Source organism: Candidatus Moraniibacteriota bacterium (assembly GCA_016699875.1).
Taxonomy (GTDB): domain Bacteria; phylum Patescibacteriota; class Minisyncoccia; order Moranbacterales; family UBA1568.
The window spans coordinates 200,189-213,058 of record CP064989.1; the positions used below are offsets into that span (position 1 = coordinate 200,189).

The 12,870-nt window shown below is 49.1% G+C and carries 13 protein-coding genes; 2 read left to right on the forward strand and 11 right to left on the reverse strand.

The features are described 5' to 3' along the window. Positions 1-68: 68 nt before the first annotated feature. The 6 genes from IPK84_00955 to mraZ all read right to left on the reverse strand — a co-directional run bounded on the left by IPK84_00955 (position 69) and on the right by mraZ (position 5,672). Positions 69-440, reverse strand: a complete 372-nt coding sequence (locus tag IPK84_00955; GenBank protein ID QQS15922.1) for a KH domain-containing protein — start codon at positions 438-440, stop codon at positions 69-71. 100 nt (positions 441-540) lie between these two features. After that, positions 541-1,863 (reverse strand): UDP-N-acetylmuramoyl-tripeptide--D-alanyl-D-alanine ligase, encoded by a 1,323-nt coding sequence (locus IPK84_00960; protein ID QQS15923.1) that lies wholly within the window; start codon positions 1,861-1,863, stop codon positions 541-543. Between the two features lie 31 nt (positions 1,864-1,894). Then, a complete protein-coding gene (locus tag IPK84_00965) occupies positions 1,895-3,649 on the reverse strand; it encodes a penicillin-binding protein 2 (GenBank protein ID QQS15924.1) in 1,755 nt (584 codons plus the stop codon). Positions 3,650-3,747: 98 nt separating this feature from the next. Beyond that, complete coding sequence (locus IPK84_00970; GenBank protein QQS15925.1) at positions 3,748-4,098, reverse strand: hypothetical protein; 351 nt, start codon at positions 4,096-4,098, stop codon at positions 3,748-3,750. A gap of 88 nt (positions 4,099-4,186) precedes the next feature. Beyond that, the gene (gene rsmH / locus IPK84_00975) at positions 4,187-5,143 is read right to left on the reverse strand and encodes a 16S rRNA (cytosine(1402)-N(4))-methyltransferase RsmH (protein ID QQS15926.1); all 957 of its coding nucleotides are present in this window, start codon (positions 5,141-5,143) and stop codon (positions 4,187-4,189) included. A gap of 94 nt (positions 5,144-5,237) precedes the next feature. Beyond that, entirely contained in the window at positions 5,238-5,672 is a 435-nt protein-coding gene (gene mraZ / locus IPK84_00980; GenBank protein QQS15927.1) for a division/cell wall cluster transcriptional repressor MraZ, read from the reverse strand. Between the two features lie 240 nt (positions 5,673-5,912). Here mraZ and IPK84_00985 point away from each other — a divergent pair, with 240 nt between their 5' ends. Together IPK84_00985 and IPK84_00990 are read left to right on the forward strand one after the other, a co-directional pair. After that, positions 5,913-6,128 (forward strand): hypothetical protein, encoded by a 216-nt coding sequence (locus tag IPK84_00985; GenBank protein ID QQS15928.1) that lies wholly within the window; start codon positions 5,913-5,915, stop codon positions 6,126-6,128. Between the two features lie 36 nt (positions 6,129-6,164). Next, the gene (locus IPK84_00990; GenBank protein ID QQS15929.1) at positions 6,165-6,953 is read left to right on the forward strand and encodes a hypothetical protein; all 789 of its coding nucleotides are present in this window, start codon (positions 6,165-6,167) and stop codon (positions 6,951-6,953) included. Positions 6,954-7,075: 122 nt separating this feature from the next. On the opposite strand, the gene IPK84_00995 is transcribed toward IPK84_00990, so the two are convergent. The 5 genes from IPK84_00995 to xth form a co-directional block, all read right to left on the reverse strand. Beyond that, entirely contained in the window at positions 7,076-8,458 is a 1,383-nt protein-coding gene (locus tag IPK84_00995) for a leucyl aminopeptidase family protein (protein ID QQS15930.1), read from the reverse strand. A 703-nt stretch (positions 8,459-9,161) separates the two neighbouring features. Further along, on the reverse strand, positions 9,162-10,352 hold the full coding sequence (locus IPK84_01000; protein ID QQS15931.1) for a replication-associated recombination protein A: 1,191 nt from the start codon (positions 10,350-10,352) through the stop codon (positions 9,162-9,164). 310 nt (positions 10,353-10,662) lie between these two features. Next, positions 10,663-11,196: a hypothetical protein gene (locus tag IPK84_01005; GenBank protein ID QQS15932.1), complete on the reverse strand. Its 534-nt coding sequence runs from the start codon at positions 11,194-11,196 to the stop codon at positions 10,663-10,665. A 182-nt stretch (positions 11,197-11,378) separates the two neighbouring features. Further along, positions 11,379-11,966, reverse strand: a complete 588-nt coding sequence (locus tag IPK84_01010; protein QQS15933.1) for a Sua5/YciO/YrdC/YwlC family protein — start codon at positions 11,964-11,966, stop codon at positions 11,379-11,381. After that, on the reverse strand, positions 11,963-12,745 hold the full coding sequence (xth, locus tag IPK84_01015; protein ID QQS15934.1) for an exodeoxyribonuclease III: 783 nt from the start codon (positions 12,743-12,745) through the stop codon (positions 11,963-11,965). The genes IPK84_01010 and xth overlap by 4 nt, the downstream gene beginning before the upstream one ends. Positions 12,746-12,870 lie beyond the last annotated feature (125 nt).

Here is a 12,870-nt window from a genome sequence, read left to right on the forward strand (position 1 = left end):
CATTTCTCCATCATGCCCAAAGAAAAAGCCGCCATATTCGGCGGCTTCAACTCAAAACCTCAAGGAGATTATATTCGAATATCATCCATAACATCATCAAGACTGCGTTTTTCAGGCTGCACAATCGGCTCGTCGCGATGCTCTTCGCGAGAAGAGATCATACTTTCGCGATTGCTTCGCATTGAGCCGGCCGGTTCATTTATCTTCAAATTCACACGAGCATTGTTTCGCGCGCCAATCACACGCAGGAGCGTCCGAAGCGCCTTCGCTGTCACACCTTCACGGCCGATCACCATACCCATATCCTCCGAATTCACATCGAGCGTAATAAGCACGCCCATTTCATCTATTTTTCGCTCCACTCGAACATCTTCCGGATGATCCACCAACATCTTCACCACATACTCAACAAACTCCCGATCTTTTGCATTCTCAGTCATACACATTCATAAAGAATTACCGTTTATTTGCAGGCTTTTACCGCCACACCCGCTTTCGCATAAATTATACCGCACCAGACCATGGCAAGCAAGGATCATTTTAAACATCGGGAGCGGATATGTCGGCAAGAAACGGCGTATTTTTCCATTCATCCGACTGCCGGCACAGAAGCATTCGCGCAGAAGAAGGTTCCAACAAAACCATCTCAACTGCTTTTTCGAGACGCATGCCCTGCGAACCCTTGAGAAGAATCACATCGCCCTCGCGCAGAGAAGCAGCCAGTTGATCGCCGAGTGACTTGGGATCCGAAAACCAATGTACGTGATCCGAAGGATATCGCATTCGGTCAAGCTCTTCTTTGGCAAACAACATCTGCTTACCAATGAGAAACACTTCTCGAATATCGTGGTCGAAAATCCACCTGGCCACATCTCGATGCGCCCGCTCGGAGTCATCGCCAAGCTCAAGCATATCACCCAATGCCACTACCCGACGGACACTTTCGAGACTGCCCAAAGTTCCCATCGCCGCGGCAAGTGATTTCGGAGATGCATTGTACGTATCATCCACAATCAGCGAATGATGAACACCCTGAAATAGACGCATCCTCCCCGGAAGCGATTGGAAATTCCGAAGCGCTTCAGCCACTTCGAGCGGATTCATCTTGAAAAAAATACCAACCGCCGCCGCCGCAAGCGCTGCCGAAATATGGTGCTCCGCAATAATATTCGGAAGGCGAACCGGGATACTCTTTCCGGCATATTCCAATTTGAAACTCGAACCGATTGGCAGAGCTGCTGCATCGCGAAAAAATACAACGTGAGTTCCGCGAACATCCGCCGACTCATCGAAACCGTACGAAAGTACGGTTGCCTTGGTCTTCTCGCGAAACTTCATCACGCGCGGCTCATCGGCATTGAGTACGGCGAGTCCGGTTTTCGGAAGAGAAAGAATAAGTTTTCCTTTTTCTCGAGTAACCACTGATATTGATTTGAAGAACTCCAGATGGCTCGTCGAGATTGTTGTAAGAACGCCAACTGTCGGCAACAAAAATTCCAAGAGATAGTCCATATCTCCAACTCGATCGATGCCGAGCTCGAGAATAAGTATCTCCGGGTATCGGCTCCGAGGAAGGCACATCGTTGCAAGAAATCGAAACGGCGCGACCGCAAGACGCCATCGCGACCGTTTCGTATCAAGCGATCCGAGAATGGTGAGCGGAATCCCAATTTCGTTATTGAAATTCCCCGGACTCTGTCGCACGCGGAAACACGAAGAAAGAACCGTTGTAATCGCCTCTTTGGTCGAGCTCTTTCCAACCGAACCGGTAATGCCAATTACGACCGGGCGATGCCTCTTGAGCACAGCGATTGCCATCAGACGCAACACGGATTTCAACCAGCGAAGAAGAAATACTTTCATAGTTTCAGAGGCTCAAAAGACAATGACGCTTCTATTTTTCAACCGTTTCAGTCGGCTCTATATTAGAAGATTCCAAGAGAAATTTCATAACTTTTTGAAAGGTCGGCGCCGCACTCGATTCCGCCCATTCAACATTTTTCGGATTATCGATTTTCACCAAAACTGTAAATCTCGGATCATTAAGTGGCGCGTACCCGGCGAAAGAACCGATATTCGTTCCTTCTTCATAGCCCTTAGCATCAGATTTGGCAACCTGAGCCGTCCCTGTCTTCCCGACCACAAGATACCCGGGAACATCCGCACGCTTTCCATGTCCATTCACCACCACATCGCGAAGCATCATACCGATTTCGCGAGCCGTTTCCTTGCTCACAACTGAACGCACTTCCTCCGGAGGAACCTCTTCCACTCGGCCATCGGAGAAAATTTGTCTATCCACAATGCGCGGCTTCATGAGGATGCCGCCATTGGCAAGTGCAGCATAAGCACTCACCAACTGAATCGGCGTTACGGTCACGCCCTGACCAAATGATGCCGTAAAAAACTCCGTCGATCGGTTTGTATTGTCCAAGTTGCGTATATTTCCTGCCGTTTCCGCCGGAAGCGGGATGCCCGTCTTCGCCCCAAAGCCAAAACGAGTGAAGTATTCGCGAAATCGCTCATTTCCCACCAACCGCTCTACAAAGATAACGCCCGTATTAATAGACTCATCAAGCACCTGTATCATGGTAGACCGTCCATATACCTTTCCTTCCGCATTCTTTATCACAAACCCGCCTTCTTTCACAAATCCCGTATCGACATATTCCGTATGAGCATTCACTTTCCCATCCTCGATACCAATAGCCATAGTAATCGGCTTCATAACCGATCCCGGTTCGTACGCAAGACTCACCGCCGGATTGAGAAATGTTTCAACATTTTCTGTCTTAGCATACTCATTCGGATTGAAATCAGGAAACGAGGCAAGTCCCAAGATACTCCCCGTTTTCGGATCCATCACCACAATGGTTCCACCATCTGCCTGGAACGCCTCCATGGACTCCTTAAGAATCTTTTCGATTTCATACTGGACAACCCGTTCAATAGTCAATACGATATTTGCGCCACTCTCCGGCTCCAAAAATGATTTCTCTCCGATTGAGATCCGTCGCCCGCTGGCATCTCGTTTACTTGAGACAAAACCAGCCTCTCCTTTTAACGATTCCTCGAACGATGCCTCGATGCCATACCGTCCTTCATAGTGATCGTCACGCATTCCGACAAATCCGATCGTTTGAGATGCCAGATCGAAACCCGGATAATACCGGAATATTTCCGGAAGAAGGAAGATACCTTCGATACGCATCGATCGCACCCGATCCACTTCTTCATCCGAAAGTCGATGCTTCAATACTTCAAAGGGATCGTGAGTTTTCACGAATTTTTCCAGAAGTATCGATTCATCGAGGTTCAACTCCACTGAAAGATCATGCGCTGCTTTCATCGGATCACGAACTTCTCCGGGAACCGCATACGCGAGAAAATACTGCCGATTGACCGCAACCGGGTAGGGATCGCCCTGGTCGCTCAAGAATATTTCTCCGCGTTCCGGCGGAAGTTCATGCGAGACACTCTGTTGCGCGCTTGCGCGCGAAACATACGAATCATGCTGTACTACTTGAAGCATTGCGAGACGGGCTATCAATACTGCGGAAAGCCCGAAAACAAAAAGCACAAGAGCGGAAATCCGCCAGTGCTTTCGAGAAGAAGTTACCGACACACGTTTTCGAGAAGATTTCGGCATGGAGACACTGTTTCCAAATTCAGCATTCCGAAGATCGTCTCAAAGATGATGAACTGGTTATGATCTCTGAGACGATCTCGAAAAAAGTGTAAGTGTTTCTAGCGACCATAGGCAACTGGTCCGGGCACATCAAGCGACACTGCATCTTCAATCGGTCGCATATCAAGCTGACTGCTTGCATTCTCAAGTCCATAGAGCGAGCGTAACTCCGCCTCCCGAATACGCAACTTCTGCGCCTCGACAGAAAGTTCCGTCACCTGTTTCTCTGCTACACGAACGGAGTATCCCGCTACCGCATTTCGGTTCACCATACAGAGATAGCCGACCATAGTCAGAAAAAGACTCGCCAGCGAAAACACTCCGAGCGTTCGAAAACGATTCCGAGAGCCTTCCGGCACTAATACAGCGCCGCCGCCACGAGATAAACGAGTATGATGTCGATGAGACATGTTCGTATTTTGTATTTGTATTTCCTGCAAACGCGCCCGAAAGACCCCTTGCTATCAAACCCCGCTGAAAAACCGGGAAATCGATTTCTCAGAGTTTTTCCGCTAAGCGCAATTTTGCGCTTCTCGAACGGGGATTCCCGCGACACTCCTCATCGCAAGGAACTATCGCCCGCTTTGTGAGAACACGAAGCCGCGCTTTCTTTCCGCACCGGCAGACCGGGAATTCCTTCGGACAGACACATCCCCTGGCGTCTTCCGAGAATATCCGCTTCACTGTCCGCTCCTCGCCGGAGTGGAAGGAGAGTACCACTATTCTTCCGCCTGGTTTCAAAAGACCTGTCGCATCTCTCAGAAACTTCTCAAGCGATTCCCGTTCATGATTCACTGCCATTCGAAGCGCCTGGAATACTTTTGTCGCCGGATGAATTGAGGAATGCCGATCTCGGGAAACACGCTTCACAAATTCCGCGAGTTCCGTCGTCGTCCCAAATGACTTCTCTCGACGACGAATTACAATCGCTCGTGCCAATTGTTTCGCGTCTCGCACATCTCCAAAATCACGAAACATCCGGGAAAGCTCCGATTCTGTCCAGCCGTTCACGATATCGCCAGCCGTCTCGCCACTCTCGCGATCAAACCGCATATCAATCGGTCCCTCTCGAAGTAGAGAAAATCCTCTCTCGGCGTCATTCAGCTGATCAGATGACAGTCCGAGATCGGCAAACACCGCCGACACCTGAGAGACACCCTGTTTTCGGATTGCCTCCCCGATATCCGAAAATCGCGTATGAACAAGCCGGACCGAACCGTCGCAAACAGCAGTGGAATACCGCGAATCTTGATCCAGTCGATCGCGGAAACGCAATACGGCTTCTCGATCCTGATCACAGGCAAAGAGGATGCCGCCCGGCAATATTTTCTCAAGAACAAGGAGTGCGTGCCCGCCTCCCCCCAGAGTGGCGTCCACGACTGTGTCTCCCGCTTGAACATTCAGCCCTTCAAGAACCTCGCGCGACATTACCGGAACATGAACCGTATCAGACATAATGGAAATCGGAAATCTTCAGGAAAATAAGACGTCTCAAACGAAGCAATGACTGTTCTATATGATTAATTCGGAAAGTGCCAATGACCTCGCGCTAGTACGCGCCGATCTTCCCCAGCTCTTCGGCAATACGTTCAGAATTTCCCTCAGCTTCAGTCTTGTAGTGCTTCCATTTCGACTCATCCCATACCTCGAGCCGATTCCAAAGTCCGGCGACGATCACATCCTTCGCAAGCCCGGCGTATTCTTTGAGATAGTCCGGTATCAGGATACGCCCTTGACTATCCACTTCCGTATCAACCGCTCCGGCAAGCATGAGTCGAACGAAACTCCGCGTTCCCGCCTCCCCAATCGGCATCGAACCCAACTTCTCCGCAAGCGTCTCCCAAGTCTTCACCGGATAGACAAAGAGGCACTGGTCCAGTCCGCGTGTCACGACCACCCGCCCTCCAAGCTCGTTCCGCACCTTTGACGGAAGCGATAGCCGCTTCTTCGCATCAATACTATGGGTATATTCACCAATGAACATGGCATTTTCTCAAATTCCCCACTTTTCACCACTTCACCACACTTCGCCATCATTCTATTCCACAAAATACCTCCATGTCAAATATCCACAGAGTGAATTTGAAAGATGCATGAAAAACAGACTCTGAAACACGCATAACATAGACAGAATCAGGACTCTCGTGTATACAAAAGAGACTTCCCCGAAACTCTCGAGGAAGCAACGCAGCACCTGAACAACTTACTTACAGGAAATCTTTACATGAGTACAAATCTCATTCTTACCATCGCATGTATCCTCCTCTTCACAACCAGCATACTCGGATACCTGTTATACACTGCCAAGAAGGAGAATAAACGACTCTTCGAAGCGATGCTAAAGCTCACAAAGATATGTGGACTCAAGGTACTTCCCTGTCCAGACATCGGCACCCTACAAAGAAAGATTGCGAGATTGGAAGATCTTTCAGATCTTTAAAGACAAACTCCCTGAAAATAAATGAGGAGAATCATCATGAATCCGAATCTCAGCACCATAATAATCATTCTCTCGCTCGGATCTACAGCTATCCTACTCGGATATATGCTGTATACCACCAAGAAGAGCACGGAAAAAGAAAAGAATAATATTATGCTCCAGTTAGAGGGAATTAAGGATCAATTCGAGCAATCAAGAGCGGCTTTGAATACAGCCAACAGCCTCCTCGAACGAGATCCAACTACCCACTATCTGAATAAGCGCGGTTTGACCACACATCTCATCCAGAGGGTGCTCTTCGGTCAAGAAGTGCCGGCGAGCCCATCGACAATTATTAGTACAACCATCATCTCCATACACCTGCGATATCGCGGTATGTATGAGTTAGAAAGCGGGTGCCAAAATCGTATCCTGACAACTCTCCTCTGTATCTTGCAAGAGAATTTCCCCAATGAGATCGCTACCATTGGACATTTCAACGACGGCAATGCCGTCAATAAATGCATCGAGAAAATATACATCGTCTGTCGACAAATCAGCAGCGCTTCCGATCGCGCAAGGACCGCCATCGGACAATTCGAACTAAACCCAACGTGCCCGCCACGAGACACCATAAGTATTGCGGCTGTGATGTCTACTTTCAATACAAAAAGCTATGCAATATGGCGGGTTCTGAAGAAATTTCGGGACGAACCACAAACAGCAGAGACGTTTGTATTGGATATATTGGAAAGGCTTGAACATCTGTCAGGGCAAGCTGATGATTGGACCATCCAGCAAATAACAGCTGAGCCAAATCAAACTGCCATCACAACCAAAATTTGAGAGGTTTGAATCAACAACAAGCAACAGGACGACCCTTCGCACAGTGCCGTCCTGTTTTCTTTCTCCATTCCCTATTTCCCCCACCCTCTATTCTATTTTCCAGATTCAATCCATCAAGACTCCTACATCTCCTCCGCTATTTTCAATAAGAGTCGAACCGGTGCGCCGGCAGCGCCCTTTGCCAGAAATTCCCCTTCAACCGCCGTCATCCGAGGAGCGATATCGATATGCGCCCACCGATATCCTTCGGCAAATTGTGCCAAGAATGCCGCTGCCGTAATAGCGCCGCCCCATTTTGTTCTCCCTAAGTTCGCCACATCGCCAAACGTTCCCTTGATTTCTTCATCGTATTCTTCCCAAAGCGGAAGTGGCCACACATAGTCGCCAGATGTTTCGCCCAGCTCGCGCAACTTCGTTTCGAGTTCCCCGTCACGGGTAAACACTGCCGACGCGCGCTCACCCAAGGCAACAAGCGCCGCCCCAGTCAATGTCGCCACATCCACCACGAGTGAAGGCTTATACCGTTTCGCATAGTGAAGTGCATCCGCAAGGATAATGCGCCCCTCAGCATCCGTATTCAACACCTCGATTGTCTTCCCACTCATAGAGCGGAGCACATCGCCCGGTCGATAGCTCGAACCAGACGGCATATTCTCCACCGCCGGCACAAGCGCTACGATATTTTTCTGTATGCCAAGCCGAGCTGCGAGAGCGGTTGCATGTATCACCGCTGCACCACCCGACATATCCATGTTCATCCCAAGAATCGCATCCGATGGCTTCAAGTTAATCCCACCCGTATCAAAGGTGACTCCCTTCCCCACAAACACGATCGGCGCTTCGTTTTTCTTCCCGCCTCGATACTCAAGAATAATAAACCGGGACGGAATTTCCGATCCCTTGCCAACACCTAAGACACCGCCCATTTTGAGCTTCTCCATCTCCGGAACGCCAAGCGCCTTCACTGACATATTTTTCTTGCCCTTTGCAACGCGACGCGCCTCAGCTACCAGCGTTTCTGGCGTCACATCGCCACCCGGCAGATTCGCAAGCCGCCGGCATGCATTCGTTTCTTCACCAATCATACGACCACGCTCAATTCCCTCTCGAAACGACTTCGACGCGCCAAGTATCTCAACAGTCTCAACAAATGGAAATCCTTCCTTCGGCTCCGTCAGAAATTCCGTAAACTGAAAATTTGCCATCTCAAAATGTATGGCGAGAAGTTCGCCCAATTCTTTCTCCTTCAGGTCGAGATGAGAAAACAAGAAATCGTGCGCATTCAATGCAATACGTTTCGCGCGTTTCGATTTTGCAAGTACAACTGCTTTTCGAAAGAGCAAGATAAGTTTTCTTCGCGTCATTTTCTCGGGTTCGAAAACACCGATCGAGATTTCCAAATCGCCAGACGCAGCTCTCACTACTTCATCTTCCTTTGCCGACGCAATGCGAATATTCGCGACACCTGTCGAAGCAACTTTCGGAAAAATATATTTCATAGCCATATCATTATTACGGATCCATCAGATATTAAAACCTCTTTCCCGTCATTCCCGCGAAGGCGGGAATCTAGGTGCTACCAATCAAATAGAACCACTTTTCGAACAAAGAAAGCTGTAGCGTGTTTTTCTTGAACAAACGGAACATGGATTCCCGCCTTCGCGAGAATGACGCTGTGCTTTATTTCATAAAAGACAACAAAAGCAATCCCTCTCCCTATACCACGTTTTCAAAAAAATTTCCATTTTTAAAAGCCTTAGGGATCACCCAAGGCTTTCTTGCATTCTTAAGATCGATCAGATCTTATTGATGACCAACAGCCCGCAGAAGCTGCAAAAATAACTGCGCTTCATGCCTGTGTTGGTAATCCTTAATCCTATACACCATCTCTCGAAGAAATTGAATCCAATTCCGGTCAACGTGATAACGGGATAGGAGCGAAAGAACTCTCGAAACATGCACAAACTGTTCGTGCCATCCGGCTCCATCATGAATAGCGATGAAAAAGAATGGAACCTCTTCACGAACAGGAGCAACACACACACTTCCCATGGATAAACTAAGTTGCAAATCCCCAGGATGAAGCTGTAGTTGTCCTTCTTTCCTTTTGCTCATTGTTATGAGCCTCTTATTTGTCTCGATTCGTTAATTTTTTGTCCCTTTCCGTGTTCTCCTCGTGCGCTATTCTCCCGCGAATCACTGAATTTGTCAAGATTCGTCGCCAAACGAAACATACTTCCTGCCGCTGAGTTTCTCCGGGAAATATTCCTGCTTCGCCTCTTCCGCATCCTCAAAGTCCGGCGTGTACTTGTATTCCTTTCCGTAGCCCAGCCCTTTCATGAGCTTCGTCGGCGCATTCCGAAGATGAAGCGGCACTGGCTCAGATGGAAAATCACGAGCGTCTTTCATCGCTGATTCATATGCTACGTAGAGTGCATTGCTTTTCTTCGATCGCGCGAGATACACAACCGCCTGCGCAAGATGCACGCCGCACTCCGGCATCCCGAGAAACCGACACGCATCATATGCAGCAATCACCTGTGGCAACGCGAACGAATTCGCGAGCCCCACATCTTCCGACGCAAAACGCAGAAGACGCCGCGCGATATAAAGCGGATCCTCTCCGCCTTCGAGCATGCGAGCAAGCCAGTAGAGTGCCGCATTCGCATCGCTGCCACGCAGAGATTTATGAAGCGCAGAAATAATATTGTAGTGTTCTTCCCCGCCCTTGTCGTAGGAGAAACGCGGTCGCGTCAGCGCCTTTCGCACATGCTCCTTCGTAATCGTTCCGCCAAGAGTTGCCGCCACTTCGAGCGCATTCAGTGCCACACGCGCATCACCCGAAGAGCGTTCCGCAAGAAAACGGATCGCATCATCGTTAGCCTGAACATTCCGTTTCCCAAGTCCTCGTTCGGTATCGAGAAGCGCGTGACGGAGCGCACTCGCAAGAGATTCGGGTGAAAGCGAACGAAAGACAATCACCTGTGTCCGCGAAAGAAGCGCGGGATTCACTTCGAAACTCGGATTCTCTGTCGTTGCCCCAATAAGCGTGATCGTACCGCGCTCCACATGCGGCAACAGCGCGTCCTGCTGAGATTTGTTCCACCGGTGAATTTCATCAATAAAAAGAATAGTGCTCCCGCCATTTTGTCTGTTCCCCTCCGCACGTTCAATTATGGCGCGCAATTCCTTGACACCACTTCCAACCGCCGACAGCTTCAGAAACTCGCCAGAAACTTCATGTGCCAAAAGAAGAGCGAGCGTCGTCTTCCCGCTTCCGGGCGGTCCCCAAAGAATGAGCGATGGCAACCGTTTCGATCGAATCGACTCCCGAAGAAGCGTCCCCTCTCCAAGAATTTCCTCCTGCCCAAGAAATTCCTCAAACGACCTCGGCCGCATCCGATCCGCCAGAGGCGCGCAAGAAAAATCTTTCTCCCTCTCGATTTTTTGGTTTGGTTGTTTCAGAAAAGCGCAATGGGTATTGAGTATTTTTCGAAATTCGAAAGGAGAACCTAATATAGGGTAGCAAATTCGAGAATACTTGCAAAACTTTGGTGAAAAAATGGAAAGAAATTAAAAATGAAAAACCCCACTGGTTTTTACCAACGGGGCTAGTGTTTGCGTGAAGTAGTTTTACCAAACTATTTCACAGACCTCGACCAATTCTCCCTCTTATGCCATCACGAATATCCTGATTGAACGGAGTTTTCTATTCCTCCTTCTCGACTTTTCGTAACTCGACCAGCTGGTCGTACTTTTTTCGAGCAACTTGCTCGTCGAACCCAGCTTCATCCAACAGAGCTTTGTAAATAGCATCCCCGGCGTCGCCGATTGGCTCCCACGCGCAGATGAGACTTACGACATGCCTCTCCCCGTCCAGTAACTGGAGTACGAGGGACAGATTACCCAAATCTTGGGTTTTTTCTCTACTTAGTATACCCACGTCTTCTTGAGCAAGCCGCTTCATCTCCTCGTAAATTCTCGAGGGATCAAGCCTTAGCCCGTCAGGATAGGACAGCTGTGGCATAGTTTTCCATGCCACTTCTTGAAGCTCGGAAATTCGTGCCTTGAACTGTTTCAGCTGTCGCACAGTTATATCATCGGACTCAATCGCCTCTTTCAAGGTGTCAATTTCCTTTTTGATAGTGCCGGCTTCGGCGATCTTCTCCAATACAGTTTGGGGAAGATTTGGCTTGTAGTTAGCCAAGAACTCGGCGAACAACTCTTGCGATTTCAGGGACATGTTTCTCTCCTGCTAGAAAGGCTTGGAATGGGGAAGTTATTGCGAAAAACACTTCCTTGTTAAACAACTAACCGACACTCCATTAAAGCATAAAATTAACACAGTGTCAACCATAAAACCATTGTGCCGTAAAATCCCCTCTCCTCAAGCCAAAATTTATTCTCTCATGGTCACGCTACCAATTAAGACCCGTGATCGTGAGCTGGAGCACGGTCGCGAAGAAGACTCAGAGAGTGATCGGCTTCAAGTCGTACAATGGTCGAGGGTGATCCACAGAGTCTCCCGACATTCACAAAGAAATCTGCGCGACCGCCAAAGTACAATTCCGCTTCTTCAATCGTTTCCGCCGGTTTCATACCTTCCGGATTTGCCGACGGAGCAATAATCGGTCCAGAAACACGAAGTACATCACGAAGCTCGGGCACATCCGGCACACGAAACGCGATCAAATTCGTCCCTCGATGGAGATATGAGAACGATTCAGAAAATCCGGGGAGAATCACACTCACCGCGCCCGGCCACACCCTATCGAGAATCCGCCGTTCTTCAGAAGAGACAACCCGATCAAAACACGCGATGTCATCTACACTCGAGAGAAGCACGATGCACGGTTTCCGCTCATCCCGCCAGCGCGCTTTGTAAAGCCGCTCTACTGATTCAGGAAGAAGCGCCGACGCCACAAATCCATAGATCGTATCTGTCGGAAGAATACCGATTGCCCCTCCAACGAGGAGCATTCCCGCCTCCGGAAGCGATACGCGCGCACTCATATGGAAAGTGTGAGCGTAACCGGACAATGATCCGATCCGGGAACTTCCGAGAGGATAGAAGCACTCAGAACGCGCTTCCGCAATTCCTTCGAAACAAAGAAGTAGTCAAGACGCCAGCCAACATTCCGGTCCCGCGCCCGCGTCTTCATATCCCACCATGTATAGTGTCCATTTCCTTCATGAAAAAGTCGGAACGTATCAAGAAAGTCCGCCTCGAGAACACGATCAATCCAATCGCGCTCAATAGGCAAGAATCCGGAGACGCCAGCATTTTCCTTCGGTCGCGCAAGATCGTCCTCTGTGTGCGCTGTATTCACATCGCCGCAGAAGATTACCCGCTTTCCCTTCTCGCGCAATTTCACAATATACGCGAGAAATTCCCGGTAGAATTCCAATTTATATCGAAGTCGTTCTTCACCCGATCCACCATTCGGAAAATAGATATTGAGAAGTGTAAACGATGGATACTCAACTTCAATGACTCGCCCTTCTTTCGAGAGCGAATTCTTTCCGAAATCCATCTTCACATCAATCGGCAATTCCTTCGTATACACCGCGACACCACTATACCCCTTCTTCTCACTCGCCGAGTGCCAATACGACTCATACCCGTCCGGGTTCTTGAGCCGTTCCGAAAGCTGGTCCGGATGAGAAACTTTGGTCTCTTGTACGGCGACAATATCGTATTCACTTCTCTCTATCCATTCAACAAACCCCTTCCGCTCCGCCGCACGAATCCCATTTACATTCCACGATAAGAGAGAGATCGTTTTTTTCATAGAAAGTTTCTGGAAAATGAAATGAAAGGAGAAATAGTAGAAGCGAAAAATCTTTCGCCCGATTTTGTTTGTCATTCCGACCGAATTCGCCAGCTGGCGGAGAAACGAAGGAATCTCTGACTTTC

Excerpts from the sequence above, each read along its gene's own strand:
- IPK84_01010 (QQS15933.1), bottom strand. The coding sequence starts at position 11,966 with ATGAGTGCGCGCGTATCGCTTCCGGAGGCGGGAATGCTCCTCGTTGGA.
- IPK84_00990 (QQS15929.1), top strand. The coding sequence starts at position 6,165 with ATGAATCCGAATCTCAGCACCATAATAATCATTCTCTCGCTCGGATCT.
- rsmH (QQS15926.1), bottom strand. The coding sequence starts at position 5,143 with ATGTCTGATACGGTTCATGTTCCGGTAATGTCGCGCGAGGTTCTTGAA.
- IPK84_00985 (QQS15928.1), top strand. The coding sequence starts at position 5,913 with ATGAGTACAAATCTCATTCTTACCATCGCATGTATCCTCCTCTTCACA.
- IPK84_00970 (QQS15925.1), bottom strand. The coding sequence starts at position 4,098 with ATGTCTCATCGACATCATACTCGTTTATCTCGTGGCGGCGGCGCTGTA.
- mraZ (QQS15927.1), bottom strand. The coding sequence starts at position 5,672 with ATGTTCATTGGTGAATATACCCATAGTATTGATGCGAAGAAGCGGCTA.
- IPK84_01005 (QQS15932.1), bottom strand. The coding sequence starts at position 11,196 with ATGTCCCTGAAATCGCAAGAGTTGTTCGCCGAGTTCTTGGCTAACTAC.
- IPK84_00995 (QQS15930.1), bottom strand. The coding sequence starts at position 8,458 with ATGGCTATGAAATATATTTTTCCGAAAGTTGCTTCGACAGGTGTCGCG.
- IPK84_01000 (QQS15931.1), bottom strand. The coding sequence starts at position 10,352 with ATGCGGCCGAGGTCGTTTGAGGAATTTCTTGGGCAGGAGGAAATTCTT.
- IPK84_00965 (QQS15924.1), bottom strand. The coding sequence starts at position 3,649 with ATGCCGAAATCTTCTCGAAAACGTGTGTCGGTAACTTCTTCTCGAAAG.
- IPK84_00960 (QQS15923.1), bottom strand. The coding sequence starts at position 1,863 with ATGAAAGTATTTCTTCTTCGCTGGTTGAAATCCGTGTTGCGTCTGATG.
- IPK84_00955 (QQS15922.1), bottom strand. The coding sequence starts at position 440 with ATGACTGAGAATGCAAAAGATCGGGAGTTTGTTGAGTATGTGGTGAAG.
- xth (QQS15934.1), bottom strand. The coding sequence starts at position 12,745 with ATGAAAAAAACGATCTCTCTCTTATCGTGGAATGTAAATGGGATTCGT.